Annotated in this window: 13 protein-coding genes; 3 read left to right on the top strand and 10 right to left on the bottom strand. The window is 68.8% G+C overall.

The window, feature by feature from the left end:
• Positions 1-126: 126 nt before the first annotated feature.
• From DIE16_RS00005 to DIE16_RS00035, 7 genes are read right to left on the bottom strand one after another with little or no spacing between them, the layout of a single operon-like run.
• On the bottom strand, positions 127-1191 hold the full coding sequence (locus DIE16_RS00005; protein ID WP_124891554.1) for a 2-aminoethylphosphonate aminotransferase: 1065 nt from the start codon (positions 1189-1191) through the stop codon (positions 127-129).
• Entirely contained in the window at positions 1191-2372 is a 1182-nt protein-coding gene (aepY, locus tag DIE16_RS00010) for a phosphonopyruvate decarboxylase (RefSeq protein WP_124519681.1), read from the bottom strand. Before aepY ends, DIE16_RS00005 begins: the two co-directional genes overlap by 1 nt.
• Complete coding sequence (gene aepX / locus DIE16_RS00015) at positions 2369-4054, bottom strand: phosphoenolpyruvate mutase (RefSeq protein WP_124891555.1); 1686 nt, start codon at positions 4052-4054, stop codon at positions 2369-2371. The genes aepY and aepX overlap by 4 nt, the downstream gene beginning before the upstream one ends.
• On the bottom strand, positions 4051-4818 hold the full coding sequence (locus tag DIE16_RS00020) for an NTP transferase domain-containing protein (RefSeq protein WP_124891556.1): 768 nt from the start codon (positions 4816-4818) through the stop codon (positions 4051-4053). The genes aepX and DIE16_RS00020 overlap by 4 nt, the downstream gene beginning before the upstream one ends.
• Before the next feature lie 36 nt (positions 4819-4854).
• The gene (locus DIE16_RS00025) at positions 4855-5856 is read right to left on the bottom strand and encodes an HpnL family protein (RefSeq protein ID WP_044843986.1); all 1002 of its coding nucleotides are present in this window, start codon (positions 5854-5856) and stop codon (positions 4855-4857) included.
• The gene (locus tag DIE16_RS00030) at positions 5853-6662 is read right to left on the bottom strand and encodes a 2OG-Fe(II) oxygenase (protein ID WP_124485033.1); all 810 of its coding nucleotides are present in this window, start codon (positions 6660-6662) and stop codon (positions 5853-5855) included. Before DIE16_RS00030 ends, DIE16_RS00025 begins: the two co-directional genes overlap by 4 nt.
• The gene (locus DIE16_RS00035; RefSeq protein ID WP_124485032.1) at positions 6659-7339 is read right to left on the bottom strand and encodes a CDP-alcohol phosphatidyltransferase family protein; all 681 of its coding nucleotides are present in this window, start codon (positions 7337-7339) and stop codon (positions 6659-6661) included. Before DIE16_RS00035 ends, DIE16_RS00030 begins: the two co-directional genes overlap by 4 nt.
• A gap of 644 nt (positions 7340-7983) precedes the next feature.
• Here DIE16_RS00035 and DIE16_RS00040 point away from each other — a divergent pair.
• On the top strand, positions 7984-9498 hold the full coding sequence (locus tag DIE16_RS00040; RefSeq protein WP_124891557.1) for an acetyl-CoA hydrolase/transferase family protein: 1515 nt from the start codon (positions 7984-7986) through the stop codon (positions 9496-9498).
• A gap of 39 nt (positions 9499-9537) precedes the next feature.
• Here DIE16_RS00040 and DIE16_RS00045 read toward each other — a convergent pair whose 3' ends face one another.
• The gene (locus DIE16_RS00045; protein ID WP_124485030.1) at positions 9538-11070 is read right to left on the bottom strand and encodes a DHA2 family efflux MFS transporter permease subunit; all 1533 of its coding nucleotides are present in this window, start codon (positions 11068-11070) and stop codon (positions 9538-9540) included.
• A 134-nt stretch (positions 11071-11204) separates the two neighbouring features.
• Between DIE16_RS00045 and DIE16_RS00050 the strand changes: the two genes are divergently transcribed.
• Positions 11205-11645 carry a MarR family winged helix-turn-helix transcriptional regulator gene (locus DIE16_RS00050; protein ID WP_124485029.1) on the top strand — a complete coding sequence of 147 codons (441 nt, stop codon included), beginning with the start codon at positions 11205-11207 and terminating at the stop codon, positions 11643-11645.
• A gap of 127 nt (positions 11646-11772) precedes the next feature.
• Positions 11773-12198, top strand: a complete 426-nt coding sequence (locus DIE16_RS00055; RefSeq protein ID WP_044843992.1) for a helix-turn-helix domain-containing protein — start codon at positions 11773-11775, stop codon at positions 12196-12198.
• A gap of 74 nt (positions 12199-12272) precedes the next feature.
• On the opposite strand, the gene DIE16_RS00060 is transcribed toward DIE16_RS00055, so the two are convergent.
• On the bottom strand, positions 12273-13151 hold the full coding sequence (locus DIE16_RS00060) for a helix-hairpin-helix domain-containing protein (RefSeq protein ID WP_124519678.1): 879 nt from the start codon (positions 13149-13151) through the stop codon (positions 12273-12275).
• Between the two features lie 188 nt (positions 13152-13339).
• Positions 13340-14902, bottom strand: coding sequence for a sigma-70 family RNA polymerase sigma factor (locus DIE16_RS00065; RefSeq protein WP_124891558.1), 1563 nt, complete (start codon positions 14900-14902; stop codon positions 13340-13342).
• Positions 14903-14938: the final 36 nt, after the last annotated feature.

A 14938-nucleotide genomic window follows, 5' to 3' on the forward strand; every position in this document is an offset into this window, starting at 1 on the left:
GGGCTTACGGGTACCGCGACGACGAATACTTCTTCCTCAAGATCCGCGCCGCGTTCCCCGGTAATCCTCGATGAACCAAAAAAAAGGCCCTTGCGGGCCTCTTACGGATGAAGGGGTGAGCAACGTTCATTGCGTCAGCGCCGTAAACCCCTCCAGCAACCGCTCGACATCAGCCGCTTGAATCGCGCCCATCGTCGAGATCCGGAACAGTTCCTTCGACAACCCGCCTTGCCCCGCATAAATCACGAAGCCGCGCGCCTTCAGCCCGTCGTGCAGCGTCTCGTACGTGACGCCTTGCGGCAGCCGGTACGCATGCAGCACGACCGACGACGCGCCTTCCGGCAGCACGAGCGACATCCCGCGCGCCGCGAGCCCGGCCTGCGCCTGATCGGCGAGCGCCTTGTAGTGCGCATGCCGCGCACGCCAGCCGCCGGCCTCATCGAACTCGCGCAGCGCCTCGACGAGCGCGTAGTACGCGTGCACGGACGGCGTGAACGGCGTATTGCGCTGATCCTGCAGCTTCGCGAGCCGGCCGAGATCAAGGTAATACGTGCGGCTCGCCGCCTTCGCGAGCGCGCTGCGGCGCACGATCACGAACGCGGCACCCGGCACGCCGTGCAGGCACTTGTTCGCGGTCGCGGCGACCGCGTCGATCACGCCGCCGGCGAAGTCGATCGCTTCGGCACCGAAGCTGCTGACGCCGTCGACGAGCATCTTCACGCCACGCGCACGGCACACGTCGGCGATCGCGCCGAGGTCGTTCAGCCGGCCCGTCGTCGTTTCGTGATGAATCACCGCGACGTGCGAATAACCGCCCGCGTCGAGACGCGCGGCGATCTGCGCGAGATCGGGCGCCTGCATCCATTCGTGCTTCACCACCTCGTGCGCGATTCCGTACTGCGTCGCGATCTGCGTGATGCGCTCGCCGTACACGCCGTTCTCGATCACGAGCAGCTTGCCGTCCTGCGGCACGAGCGCCGCGATCATGCTCTCGACGGCGGCGGTGCCCGAGCCGGTCATCAGCACGGCGGCCCACTCGGCCGGATCGAGCTCGTACGCGGCGACGAGGCGCGCACGCGCTTCATCCTGCAGATCGAAGAATTCGCTTTCGCGATGGCACAGGTCGGGTTGCAGCAGGCTGCGGCGCACGCGTTCGGTGAGCGTGACCGGGCCGGGATTCAGCAGCAGCATCAATGAGCTCCTTCGGCGTGGGCTTCAGCCTGTGCGGCGCCGATATGCCGCATCAGGCGGGTCTTGACCTCGACCGGCGTGACGGTCGGGCGGGGCAGGCCGTCGGGCACGCCCGTGCGGATCGCCACGCGCACGAACTGCGCACCGTCGGCCCGCGCGGCGAGCGTTGCATCGAGCACGTCGAGCGTGTCGCCTTCGACGGCCGACGCATAGCCGCATGCGGCCGCGACACCCGCGAACGACACATGCTGCGACACGGTCGCCTGGCCGCCCGTCGATTCGTGTGCGCCGTTGTCGAGCAGCACGTGCGTGAGGTTGGCCGGGCCGTAGGTGCCGAGCGTCGCGAACACGCCCATGCGCATCAGCGCGGCGCCGTCGCCGTCGACGGCCACCACGCGCAGGTCGGGGCGCGCGAGCGCGAGACCCAGCGCGAGCGGCGTCACGCAGCCCATCGAGCCGACCATGTACAGCTGGTTCGGGCGGTCGTCGATCGCATAGAGCTCGCGGCCGCAGAAGCCGGTCGACGCGAGCACGACGGTCGAATCGACCGGCGTGTGCGCGATCACGCGCTGCAGCGCGTCGTGGCGGGTCGGCCACGCGTCGGCCGACGCGGCACGCGACGACGCTTGCGCGGCGACATGCGCGCGCGGCGCTGCCGCCGGGTTCGCCTTCAGCTCATAAGGCGCGACGCTGCCTTTCTGCATCACGAGCGCGTACGGGCGGCCCGTCGCGTCCATGTGCGCGATCGCGCGGTCGAGCGCCGGGCCGACCTGTTCGGGGTCGGTCGGGAACGTCTCCCACGGGATCTCCATCGTGTCGAGCATCGCCGGCGTGATCGGCCCCATCAGCGCGTGCTGCGGCTCGTCGGCGACACCCGGCTGGCCGCGCCACGTGACGATCAGCAGCTGCGGCAGCCGGAACGTCCAGGTCAGCGACGTGAGCGGGCTCACCGCGTTGCCGAGCCCTGAGTTCTGCATCATCGCGATCCCGCGCTTGCCGCCGAGCGTGGCGCCCGCGATCAGCGCGACCGCGTCGCCTTCGTTCGCGGCCGACACGTAGTGCAGCGTCGGGTCCTGCAGCACGTAGTTGATGAACGGCGTCAGGTACGAGCAGGGCACGCCCGCGTACCAGTCGAAACCGCGTTCGCGCGCGACCTCGACGAACTGGGCCGCTTCGATCATTGCGCGCTCCCGTTGCCGGCGCCCGGCTCGGACAGCGGCGTCTGGCCGTGCGCGAAGTCGCCCGCGCGGCGGAAGTCTTCCAGATCGTTGACGCCGCGCCAGTGGCCGTGCACGTACTGCACCTCGATCTTCTCGCCGGCGGCGATCAGCTCGTTGAGCAGCGACGGGATGTCGAGCGTGTCGAAATCGGGGCGTGCCTGCAGCGTCGCGAGCATCGCCTTCAGGCGGTCGACGCCCGCGCCGCGCACGTTCAGGAGACCGATCCAGCGGCCGTGCGGCGTGCCGGCGGCGACGTCGCTCGACACACGTTGCAGATACGTCTTCTGGCCGAACAGGCCGCGGTCGTCCGCCGCCGAGCACAGCGCGAAGTCGCGCACGCTCTGGTTGGTTTCCGTGAGCGACGAATCGACGACGACGCTGAACTCGGCCTCGCTCTCCGCGAGGTCGCGCACGATGTAGCTGCGGAACAGCAGGTCGCCGTACGAGATCACGGTGTCGCCGGTCAGGCGTTCGGCCGCACATGCGAGCGACGCGAGTTCGCCCGTCTGCGCATGGCGTTCGTTGACCACGAGCTTGATGCCCGACGTGTCGATCGCGTCGGCGCGATAGCCGCCGACCACGGTGATGTCGTTCACGCCGTGCGTCTTGAAGCCGTCGACGAGCCAGCGCAGCAACGGCTTGCCGGCGACCGGCAGCATGACCTTCGGCTTGTCTTCGGTGACGGCTTCGAGGCCCTTGCCGCGGCTCGCGGCGAGCACGATCGCGGCGTTCGACGCGCGCGACGACGACGACAGGTAGATGCGCTCGGCGGCCGAGTACTCGTCGGCGTCCTGCAGGCGGAAGATCTCGTTGACCGATGCAACGCGGTCCTCGACGTTGATCAGCGTTTCGCTCTCGTGGATCTCGCGCGCGGTCGCCTGCATCGCGGATGCCGACGCGCGGATCAGGTGGTTCGCCCAGATCACGGTGCTGATGCCGGCCTGGCGGAACACGTCGGTCGGCGTGCTGTAGTACTTGGTCGGTACGATCACGAGCGGCGCCTTGCCGCTCCATTCGCGCGCGAACTGCAGGATCTCGTCCGGGCGCGACAGCTTGCTGTGGATCAGGATTGCGTCGGCGCCGGCTTCCGCGTACGCGTTCGCGCGACGCAGCGCCTCGTCCATCCCCCAGCCTGCGATCAGCGCTTCGACACGCGCGACGATCGAGAAGTCGGGATCGGTCTGCGAATCCTTGCCGGCCTTGATCTTGCCGCAGAACTCGTCGATTTCCGCGAGCGGCTGGCGCTCGCCGCCGATGAAGCTGTTGGTCTTCGGGAACTGCTTGTCCTCGATACAGACGCCGGCGATGCCGCGCTGCTCGAGCTTCTTCACGAGGCGGCGCACGTTGTTGAAGTTGCCGTAGCCGGTGTCACCGTCGAGCAGGATCGGCAGGTCGCTCGCGTCGGCCATGAATTCGAGCACGTCGACGACCTGCGTCCAGCTTGCCTCGTTGTTGTCGCGCACGCCGAACTGCGCGGAGATCGCGAGGCCCGATGCCCAGATCCCCTTGAAGCCCGCTTCGCGGACGATGCGCGCGGACAGGCCGTTGTGCGCTTCCATCAGGAATTCGAGTTCGCTGCTGACGAGCATGCGGCGCAGGCGTGCGCTGCGCGATTCGGAGAAGTTGGGTTCGCGTGCGTTCATCGTGCGGCTCCGGCGGTCGTGCGTTGAATCAGGGGGAGAATTTCTTGCGTCGCGCGTGCGACGTCGTTCGGGAAGTCGATCTCGATCCACGGCGAACCCGTGACGTCGGCGACGTCGAACGCGTGGCCGCCTTCGAGCAGCAGGTCGCGCACGGCTTCCTCGTGCGGCATGTTCGCGCGGCCGCTGTCGACGTAGCCCGCGACGATTTTCGCGAGGCGGCGCGCGGTGCCTTCGGTGAAGCGGAAGAAGCCGACCGACTCGCCGATCGTGTCGTAGTCGAGGTCGACCGCGAGCTGCTTGCGCAGCTCGACCGGCACGCCGTTCTTCAGGCACAGCTTGACGGGCTCGTCGCCGGCCTCGAAGTCGCGATCGATCAGCAGGCGGGCGACCGACTTGTCGGCATCGGCGACCAGCGCGTGCAGGATGTTCTCGTCGTACAGCACGTCGGCGTCCATCAGCAGCACGTCGCCGCCGCGCGTCATCGCGTCGGCGACGGTGTGCACGGTCAGCACGCTGCCGAGGTCATAGCGCTCGTTGATCACGATCTCGGCGGTGCGGCCGAGGCGCTTCAGTTCCTGCTCGACCTTCTCGTGCTGAAAGCCGAGCCCGAGCACGATTTCATCGACGCCCGCGGCGTCGAGCACACGCAGATGGCGCTCGAGCAGCGACACGTCGTCGAAGCGCAGCAGGCACTTCGGGAATTGCGCCTCGGGCGGTTGTTGCAGGCGCAAGCCGAGGCCTGCCGCAAGAATGATGGCTCGCATGGGTTCTCCAACCAAAAAACCGGCGGATCTGAACGATCAGTCGGCGATGGGCTGCGGCGCACGGCGCCGCTGCCAGTTTCTTTCACTGAAATGCAGATAGAGCAGGCCGGGCAGGCCGAGCGCGAGTTCGCGCGCGCGCTTCGCGAGCGACAGCGCGAGCGCCGCGTCGGGCGGCAGGCCGACCAGCGGGGCGAGCAGCAGGTAACCGCCTTCCTGTGCACCGAGCGAGCCCGGGATCGCGAACGCCGCACCGCGAATCGCCTGGCCGACGCTCTCGAGCAGCAGCGCGTCGAGCCAGCTGACCGGGTGCCCGAGGAAGTGCAGCGCGAGCCACACTTCGGCGGTGCCGACGATCCAGCCGGCGAGGCTCAATGCGAAGGTCTTCGCGACCTTCGCGCGATCGCGGTACAGCGCGCCGACCGCGTCGTCGATCGCGTCCGCGCGGGTCGCGAGCGACGACCAGTCGCGCGGGCCGAGCAGCTTCGACGCGAGACGCAACCCGCGGCCGAACAGCCCGCGCCGCTGCGCCGCGTAGAACGCGACGGCCAGCGCGCCGAGCACGCCGGTGGCGATCAGCGCCGGCGTGCGCAGGTGAGCGACCGACTCGTGCGTCGCATACACGCTGAACGTGGCGATGCCGATCAGCGCGAACGCCATCTGCGCGAGCGCCTGCATCGTCGTGCTGACGGTGACCGCGGCGGCCGCATCGGCCATCCGCGTGCCGCGCTGCGCGAGGTGGCGCACCATCAGCACCGGGCCGCCGATCTGCCCGGCGGGCAGCAGGCTGTTCACCGATTCGCCGACCCAGCGCGCGCGCAGCGCGTTGCCGAGCTCGGCGCCCGGCTGGCCGCGGCGGAACATCACCGAGATCGCCAGCGCGTCGATCACGAGCGGGACGACGTGGAATGCCGCGACGAGCGCGAGGCCCCAGCCGGCCGCGAGGAACGTCGACGCGACCGCGCCGACGCCCTGCCACGCGAGCAGGGCGACGAACAGTGCCGTTCCGAGGGACAGCAGGATCAGGCCGGCGCGTGTCATGACCCGCTCGACCGGCGCGTAGCCAGCTGCTTGAACACCTGGCGGAAACCGAAATAGGCGATCGCGTCCTTCATGTTCGAGATGAAGCGCTTCCACGGCCGCATGCCGGGGTTGGTCACGTATTCGAACGTGAGCGACACGCGCGTCTCGTTCTGGCCGAGCGGCGTGACGCGATGGCGCAGCTTGTCGCCGTCGAACAGCACGATGCCGCCGTCGGCGATCTGCACGGAACCCGGTTCGTCGGGCACGTCGGGATTGCGCGTATGCAGCTCGTAGTCGAGCCGGCACGACGACTCGTCGATCACGCCGATCAGCAGCGTGTAGCGGCGGCCGTCGTAATACGACGTGTCGTAGTGCCAGCCGATGTGGTCGCCCGGCTTCGTGTAGTAATACAGCGCATACGCATGCGGATCGTCGTCCGGCGACAGCATCAGCTTGTCGCCGGTGACCTTCTCGAGGAAGCCGATCAGCGCCTTCGAGCGGTACAGCTCCGCGATGTACGGCGCCTGCTCGTCGATCGTGTGCCGGCTCACGCTGCCGCCCTGCTTGTGGCCGGGCAGGTAATTGCGGTTCAGGCCGGCCTGCATCGCGCGGGCGGCGGCCGCGAGCTTCGCGTGTGCGTCGGCCGGCAGGAATGCGTCGAGGTACAGGAACGAGCCCTGGCGCGTGTAGTCGCCGCGCAGGCGGTCGAGGTCGAGACGGCCGACGCAGTCGGCCACGGTGCGATCGGGATCGGCCGCTGCCGCGCGCGCAGGCGCGGGGCGTGCCGGGCTCAGCACGGAGTCGTCGCGCGTGCTAGGAGTCATTTGGAAACCTGGATTTCGGTAGGGTTCTGCGGGAGATTGCCGCGGCGGACGATGCGCCACCAGTCGATCACGACCCACGCGGCGAACAGCGGGGCGCCGATCGATGCCGCGAGCAGGAACGGCTGCACGCCGTCGACAAGCGTCACGATCGGCAGCAGGTAGAGCACGTCTTCCGTCTCGAAGCCGCCGGCGAACGCCTGCTTGGTGCCGGCCTTGCCGGCGATCGATTCGATCCGCATGCGCAGGAAGAAGATCAGCGCGACGGCCGCGCCGGCCACCGCGCCGAGCAGCACCGGCGACGCGGCCATCTGGCCGCCCTGGGCGACGATGCCGAGGCCCATGCTGACGAACAGCGCGACCGTCACGAGCGCGTCGGCCGCGAGGTCGTAAAAGTGACCGATCTTGCTGGACTTGCCGCTGATGCGCGCGAGTTCGCCGTCGGTGTGGTCGACGAAGTTCGACAGCACGATCAGGAATGCCCCCGCGTTGATCCAGCCGAAGCCGCCTTGCGCGAGGCACCAGGCACCGGCGAGGCCGATCAGCAGACGAAGGGTAGTGAGGTGATTCGGGGTGACGGGCGTGTCGATCAGCGGGCGTACGAGCGAGCGCGCGAGCCGCGCATCCCAGGTGCGTGGCAGGGGCGGTTCGGAACGTGTGGCGGTTTTTCTTTGGTCCATCGGCGAAATATATACGGAATTGTAATTTGTTGCTTTTTATTCGATCAATGTCCTGACATACGGGAGTGTTACCGCGTATTCCGGACATCGCCCGGTTGCGAACCGGATGCGCGAAACGGCGTTCGCACAGGCGGGCCTTACCAGCTTCAGTGTGGTTCGCGTCGCGCGGCTGTCAAGGGCGGACGGGCCTTGCGCGCGGGCGCGGCGGCGCTCCGCGCGCGTCGCCGCGTTGATGTGCATCAGGCCCGCGAAAGCCGCGTCGGGCGACAATCGGCCGCGGCGGCCGCGCCGATCGGCCGTCGCGTGCGGATTCCCCGCGTTTACGCGATCAATCCGGAAAGATATCGATCGATTGCCGTTCAGCAGCTTGCAATCCGTGCGCGGCAAATTGGCGGTTCGCTTTCGCGCACCTTTCGAGCGGATTCGATGCGCGGCCGCGCCCTGTCACAGAACGGCCGTTCGATACCCGGCGCATTCGGCAAGTATCTTTTGCATTCAACGGACATTTCGCGGCGATGGCCTCTGCGATACTCCGACCGTGCCCGTGGTGCCGGGCCGCCCCTCGCGGCCCCAAGGGCTTCGCGTCGCCCAGGAGACACCCCCCGCGACGTCAACGACAGACCAAAAGCGTCAGATATACAGCCATGTCTTCTTCACGCATCCTCGCTCCCGCCCTGCGTTCGCTCGTCCGCACCGCCGACGAAGCCGCCGCGCTGATCCGCCCCGGCATGACCGTCGCCATGAGCGGCTTCACCGGTTCCGGCTATCCGAAGGCCGTGCCCGCCGCGCTCGCCGCCCACATCGACGCGGCCCACGCGCGCGGCGAGGACTTCCGGATCAACGTGCTGACCGGCGCATCGACCGCGCCGGAACTCGACGGCGCGCTCGCCCGCACCAACGGCATCTCGATGCGCCTGCCGTACCAGTCCGACCCGACGCTGCGCGACAAGATCAACGCCGGCGAAGTCGACTACCAGGACGTCCACCTGAGCCACGTCGCGCAATACGCATGGTTCGGGCTGTACGGCGACCTCGACGTCGCGATCGTCGAAGTCGCGGGTATCCGCGAGGACGGGCTGCTGATCCCGTCCGCGTCGATCGGCAACAACAAGACGTGGCTCGAGCAGGCGAAGCACGTGATCCTCGAAGTCAACGCGCGCCAGCCGCTCGGCCTCGACGGGATGCACGACGTCTATTACGGCACCGCGCTGCCGCCGCACCGCAAGCCGATTCCGCTGACGAAAAGCGACGACCGGATCGGCGAGCCGTACCTGCGCTGCCCGGCCGAGAAGATCGTCGCGATCGTCGAGACCGACGCGCCCGACCGCAGCAACGCATTCTCCGCGCCGGACGCCACGTCGAAGCAGATCGCGCTGCAACTGATCGACTTCCTGCGCCACGAAGTGAAGCGCGGCCGCCTGCCGGAAAACCTGCTGCCGCTGCAGTCGGGCGTCGGCAACATCACGAACGCGGTGCTCGCGGAACTCAGCTCCGCCGGCTTCTCGAACCTGACCGCGTACACCGAAGTGATCCAGGACGGCATGCTCGACCTGCTCGACGACGGCACGTTGAGCTTCGCGTCGGCCACGGCGTTGTCGCTGAGCCCGGCCGCGGTGCAGCGCTTCGCGGACGAGATCGCGACGTTCCGCGAAAAGATCCTGCTGCGCCCGCAGGAGATCAGCAACCATCCGGAACTCGTGCGCCGCCTCGGCTGCATCGCGATGAACGGGATGATCGAGGCCGACATCTACGGCAACGTGAACTCGACGCACGTGATGGGTACGAAGATCCAGAACGGCATCGGCGGCTCGGGCGACTTCGCGCGCAACGGCTACCTGTCGTGCTTCATGTCGGCGAGTACCGCGAAGGGCGGCGCGATCTCGCGGATCGTGCCGATGGCGAGCCACGTCGACCATACGGAGCACGACGTCGCGGTGGTCGTCACCGAGCAGGGGCTCGCCGACCTGCGCGGCTTGTCGCCGAAGCAGCGCGCGCGCAAGATCATCGCGACCTGCGCGCATCCCGACTACCGGCCGATGCTCGAGGACTACTTCGAGCGCGCGTCGCGCGAGAGCTTCGGCAAGCACACGCCGCACCTGCTCGCCGAGGCGCTGTCGTGGCACGAGCGCTATGTGCGCACCGGGACGATGAAGGCCTGACGTCGCGGCCCGCGGCGGGCAGGTGCCCGCCGCACTGAGTCAATCCATCGCCGCGTGCGCGACGTCGACGCTCGCCGTTTTCTGCGGCGGGCGGATCAGCAGCAACAGCGGGATCATCAGCAGCGTCGCGACGAACATCAGCTTGAAGTCGTTCAGGTAGGCGATCATCGCGGCCTGCTGGTTGATCGTGCGGTCGAGCAGCGCGATGTCGACGTGGCTGCCGGCCATCGCCTGCACGGCCGGGTCGAACGGCGTGATGTGGGTCGCGAGGTCGGCATGCGCGACCTGCGTGTTGCGCGTCATCAGCGTCTGGACGATCGAGATGCCGATACTGCTGCCGATGTTGCGCATCAGGCTGTAGGTGGCCGTGCCGTCCGCGCGCAGCTCGGGCTGCAGCGTCGAGAACGACAGCGCGCTCAGCGGCACGAACACGAGCCCCAGGCCGAAGCCCTGGACCACCCCGGGCCACACGATGTCCGCCTCGGACAGCACGATCGTGTACTGCATCATCTGCCACAGCGCGAGCGCGGAAATCGCCAGCCCGGCGAGCAGCAGCGCCCGCGCGTCCACGTATTTCAGCAATCGTCCGACGAACAGCATCGCGATCATCGTGCCCGCGCCGCTCGGCGCGGTGACGAGCCCCGTCGTCGCGACGGGATAGCCCATCAGGTTCTGCAGCATCGGCGGCAGCAGCGCGCGCGTTGCGTACAGCACCGCGCCGACGACGAAGATGAACAGCGTGCCGGTCGCGAAGTTCGGGTCGCGCAGCAATTCCGACTTGAAGAACGAGGCCTTGCCGACGGTCGCCGTATGCACGAGGAAGAACGCGAAGCTCAGCGCCGCGACGAGCGCCTCGATGCGGATCTCGTACGAACCGAACCAGTCGAGCTGTTCGCCGCGGTCGAGCATCGCCTGGAACGCGCCGATCGCGAGCGCGAGCGTCGCGAAGCCGAACGCGTCGAATTTCACGTGCGGGCGCGGTGCGCGCGCGGGCAGGAAGGTCAGCACGCCGGCCAGTGCGAACGCGCCGATCGGCACGTTGATGAAGAACACCCAGCGCCAGTTGTAGCTGTCGGTGAGCCAGCCGCCGAGCGTCGGGCCGAGGATCGGGCCGACCATCACGCCCATCCCCCAGATCGCCATCGCCTGGCCCTGTTTCTCGCGCGGGTTGATGTCGAGCAGGATCGACTGCGACAGCGGCACCAGCGCGGCGCCGAATACGCCCTGCAGCAGCCGCGCGCCGACGATCTGCACGAGCGACTCGGACAGCCCGCACAGCGCGGACGCGATCGTGAAACCCGCGATCGAGATCGTCAGCAGCCGTTTCATGCTGAGCCGGTCGGACAGCCAGCCGGTCAGCGGCGTCGCGATCGCCGCGGCGACGATGTAGGAAGTCAGTACCCAGGTGATTTCGTCCTGCGACGCGGACAGCGTGCCCTGCATGTGCGGCAGCGCGACGTTCGCGATCGTGCTGTCGAGCGTCTGGATCAGCGTCGCGAGCATGATCGACAGGGTCAGCATCGGCCGATTGAGGGCGGGCGGCGAGGCGGGGGCGTCGGCGGCGGGATTCAAGCGGGTGTCTCCGTGGGGCGGTCGCCGTGGGCGGCGATCCGGTACGGCTCGAATTATAAGCATGCTTATTATGTTTGTGCTCATCGCTTGGTCGGGGCCGCGGGTCATTCGCGGCCTGCCCCTATAATCGCCGCATGGACAAGACCTACGAGAACCGGATCGGTTACCTGATTTCCGACGTGGCCCGCCTGCAAGGACGCCTGTTCGACCGGCGCGCGAAGCGCATCGGGCTGACGCGCGCGCAAAGCCGCGTGCTCGCGTACCTGACATGGAAGGGCGAGATGAATCAGGCGCGGCTCGCGGAATGGCTCGAGATCACGCCGATCTCGCTGACGCGGCTGCTCGACCGGATGGAAAGCTGCGGGTGGATCGAACGCATCGCGAACGACGACGATCGCCGCGCGTTCGTGATCCGGCTGACCGACAAGTCGCGCGAGATCTTTCCGCAGATGCTGGAAGTGGGCGACACCGTCACCGACGACGGGCTGCGCGGCTTCACGCGCGACGAGCGCGACACGCTCGTGCGCCTGCTCGGGCGCGTGCGTCACAACCTGATCGACAGCGGCGGCGAATGACGCGGGCGCGGCGCAGTTGAATCGGCCGGCAACGGCGGGGCGGCTGCGGCAACGGCGGGGCGGTCCGGGCTTGTGTCGGAGGAGTCGGGCCGCTATCTTGCAACCTCAAGTTCACTTGAGATCAAGCATGAGCCGTCTGGACATCGCCGATGTCGCGCGCCGCTCGGGATTGCCCGCGTCGACGCTGCGCTACTACGAGGAAAAGGGATTGATCGTGCCGACCGGCCGTCACGGGCTGCGGCGCCAGTATGACGAATCGGTGCTGGAGCGCCTGGCGCTGATCGCGCTCGGCCGCGAGGCCGGTTTTTCGCTGGACGACATCGTCGCGATGTTCGGCGCGGACGGCCGGCTCGCGCTCGATCGCGCGAAACTCGACGACAAGGCCGATGAGCTCGACCGTACGATCCGCCGTCTCGGCGCGGTGCGCGATGCTTTGCGACATGCCGCCGTGTGCCCGGCGCCGAGTCATCTCGAGTGTCCGTCGTTCCGCAAGCTGCTGCGCATCGCCGCGCATCGTCATCCGGTGCGCCGCACGAAGACGGACGGCACGTAAGCGGTCAAGCGGTCCGGTTTGCCGGAACGGCGCGCGCGGGCGGGCGGCGGGGGCGGCCGGCGCCCCCGAGCGGATCATCCCGCGTAATACACACGACACTCCATCTCGCGTCCGCGCACGATGCGCTTGCCGACGAGCGAGCCGAGCGTTTCGGTGACGACCGTCCTCTGGTACTCGCATTGCAGCGCATCGTAGAAGTAGAGCGCGACCCAGTCGGCGGTGCGGGTGGACTCCTGCGGGCGAACGGGATACGGGCACAGCGCGGTGAAATGCCAGCCGCCTTTCGTCATGTGCATCACGGGCGGCTGAACGCTCAGGTCCGCGTTCAGCCGACGCGACACGAGCGTGGGCAGGATGCCGGCGGCGGCCTTGTTGCGGTACAGGCGGTCGATATACAGCAGCAGCTCGACCGGCGGCTCCGTGCCGAGATCGGCGTTGCGCGCGTGGCCTTGCCAGCGCCGGCGCCGGGTCAGCACGTCGTCGAGCGCCGCGCGGATGCCGGCCGCGCGACGCGGGCCGACGCCCGCGATCGCTTCGAGCTGGCCGCTGCGGGCCGCGCGTTCGAGATCCTCGAGCGTATCGATGTGCAACTGGTCGTGAATCCGCAGCGCGAGCGCGTGGCCGATGCCCGGCACGGCTTCGAATGCGGACGCGCGCTCCGCGTCGCCGCGCAGCCGGTCGAGCAGGCGCCAGCGTCCGGTCACCAGCAGTTCGGCGATCGCCTGGGCGACGCCCGTGCCGATCTCCGGCAGTGCGGCGAGCGAATCGACGCCGCCCGCGTCGAAGCGGGTGCGGATGCCGTCTTCGAGCGAGGCGATCGTGTCGGCCGACGCGCGGTAGGCGGCAACCCGATAAGGATTCGCCCCCTGTTCGGCAAGCAACTGCGCGGCTTCGCGCAGGCAGGCCGCGATTTGCCGGTTTTCCTCGTGTGTCTGGCCGATGGTCGTTTGCATGTGCGGAGCCCGGGGATGTGCAAACGGAATGGACACGGCGGATAACGCGCCGGTCGCATTTTTTTTATTTCAACACATTGTCAGGGCCGGCGACGAACAAAACTTGATGTGCATCAATAGCAAACGTTGCACAGGCGGAAGCGGGCCGCGCACGTTCGTGCCGGGTCGCGGCACGAACGTGCGATGCGTCACGCTTCGAGGAACGTCTGCGCGCCTTCCGCCTCCGCGGCCGTGCGCAGCGCGGCGAGCGCGCGCTTCTCGATCTGCCGCACGCGTTCGCGCGACATGCCCGCGTCCTGCGCGATCGCATCGTAGGTGTCGGGCTCGGCGCCGCCGAGGCCGAACCGGCGGCGCAGCACGTCGGCCTCGGCCGGCGTGACCGAGCGCAGCAGCGACGTCACGCATTCGCGCATCCGCGTGTCGGCCAGCTGCTCGAACGGGCTCGCCGATGCCTGGTCCTCGATCAGGTCGACGAGGCCGGCGTCCGCGTCGGGCAGCGGCGTGTCGAGCGACACCGGCTCGGCAGGGAGCGCGAGCACCGCGCGCAGCTTGTCCTCGGCGAGCCCGGTTTCGGCCGCGAGTTCGGCCGGCGTCGCGCGCCGGCCGGTGCGCTGGCGGAAGCGCAGTGCGTGCCGATGCACGCGCTGGTACTGGTCGCCGACGTGCACCGGTACGCGGATCGTGCGCGCGCGATCGGCCACCGCGCGCGCGACCGCCTGCCGGATCCACCAGGTCGCGTAGGTCGAGAACTTGAAGCCGCGCCGGTATTCGAACTTCTCGATCGCGCGCATCAGGCCGAGGCAGCCGTCCTGCACGAGGTCGGGCAGGTCGACGCCGCGGTTCATGTACTTGCGCGCGATCGACAGCACGAGCCGCAGGTTCGCCTCGAGCATCGCGCGCGTACCGTCGCGCACCTTCTGCTGGCCGTCGCTCAGCGCGGCGCCGAGCGCACGCCGCGCGACCGTGTCGAAGCACGCGGCGTCGGTGCCCGCGGCGGCGTCCGTCGCGGCGTCGACCGGCGCGGCGGCCAGGGCGCGCACGACGCGGCTCGCGTCGTCGACGGCCGGTGCCACCCACGCGAGCGAACCGAGCAGCGCGGCCAGGCGGTTGCGCGCGTCGCGGTATTCGGCCGAGCGGCACCCCTGCGCGTGCAATGCGCGGCGCACGGCCGTCACCGCGTCCTGCAGCGTGTCGTAGCGTGCAGGCACCGGTGCGTTGCCTTCGCCGTCGCCGATGTCATCGCCTTCGTTGGCGGCCGCGCCGGTGGCGCTCGTCGCGCCGTGGCGCGCGAGCAGCGCCTCGACGGCCGCCGGACAGCCGGCGAGCGCGTGCAGGATCTGATGGCGGCCCGTTTCGATTTCGCGGGCCAGCACGATTTCGTCCTCGCGCTTGAGCAGGGGCACCGCATGGATGCGCCGCATGTAGAGCGCGAGCGGATCGGTCGATGCGCTCGTGCCGCGGGCCAGATCGCCGAGCAGCGTACGGCCCTCGTCGAGCGCGTCGCGATCGACGTCGACCGGCGCCGCGCCCGCGAACGGCACCGGCGCGGCCGGCTCGTCGAGCACGGCGATGCCGATGTCCGCGAGCGCGGCGCGCACGACGTCCAGCGCGTCGGGGCTGTCGCTTTCCGGCGGCAGCGCGTCGACGAGGTCGGCGTGCGTCAGATAACCCTGTTCGCCGGCAAGCGCCAGCAGCTGGATGATCGGATCGAGGGGCGTGTCCGCCCGAAGCGTGGGGCGTGGCGTAGTCATGTCGATGGCGGCGTGAGCCGCGTTCCTGTCTGGGCG

Origin of the sequence: Burkholderia sp. Bp9090 (assembly GCF_003857985.1) — a bacterium.
Classification (GTDB): Bacteria; Pseudomonadota; Gammaproteobacteria; order Burkholderiales; family Burkholderiaceae; genus Burkholderia.

Excerpts from the sequence above, each read along its gene's own strand:
- DIE16_RS00005 (WP_124891554.1), bottom strand. The coding sequence starts at position 1,191 with ATGCTGCTGCTGAATCCCGGCCCGGTCACGCTCACCGAACGCGTGCGC.
- aepY (WP_124519681.1), bottom strand. The coding sequence starts at position 2,372 with ATGATCGAAGCGGCCCAGTTCGTCGAGGTCGCGCGCGAACGCGGTTTC.
- aepX (WP_124891555.1), bottom strand. The coding sequence starts at position 4,054 with ATGAACGCACGCGAACCCAACTTCTCCGAATCGCGCAGCGCACGCCTG.
- DIE16_RS00020 (WP_124891556.1), bottom strand. The coding sequence starts at position 4,818 with ATGCGAGCCATCATTCTTGCGGCAGGCCTCGGCTTGCGCCTGCAACAA.
- DIE16_RS00025 (WP_044843986.1), bottom strand. The coding sequence starts at position 5,856 with ATGACACGCGCCGGCCTGATCCTGCTGTCCCTCGGAACGGCACTGTTC.
- DIE16_RS00030 (WP_124485033.1), bottom strand. The coding sequence starts at position 6,662 with ATGACTCCTAGCACGCGCGACGACTCCGTGCTGAGCCCGGCACGCCCC.
- DIE16_RS00035 (WP_124485032.1), bottom strand. The coding sequence starts at position 7,339 with ATGGACCAAAGAAAAACCGCCACACGTTCCGAACCGCCCCTGCCACGC.
- DIE16_RS00040 (WP_124891557.1), top strand. The coding sequence starts at position 7,984 with ATGTCTTCTTCACGCATCCTCGCTCCCGCCCTGCGTTCGCTCGTCCGC.
- DIE16_RS00050 (WP_124485029.1), top strand. The coding sequence starts at position 11,205 with ATGGACAAGACCTACGAGAACCGGATCGGTTACCTGATTTCCGACGTG.
- DIE16_RS00055 (WP_044843992.1), top strand. The coding sequence starts at position 11,773 with ATGAGCCGTCTGGACATCGCCGATGTCGCGCGCCGCTCGGGATTGCCC.
- DIE16_RS00060 (WP_124519678.1), bottom strand. The coding sequence starts at position 13,151 with ATGCAAACGACCATCGGCCAGACACACGAGGAAAACCGGCAAATCGCG.
- DIE16_RS00065 (WP_124891558.1), bottom strand. The coding sequence starts at position 14,902 with ATGACTACGCCACGCCCCACGCTTCGGGCGGACACGCCCCTCGATCCG.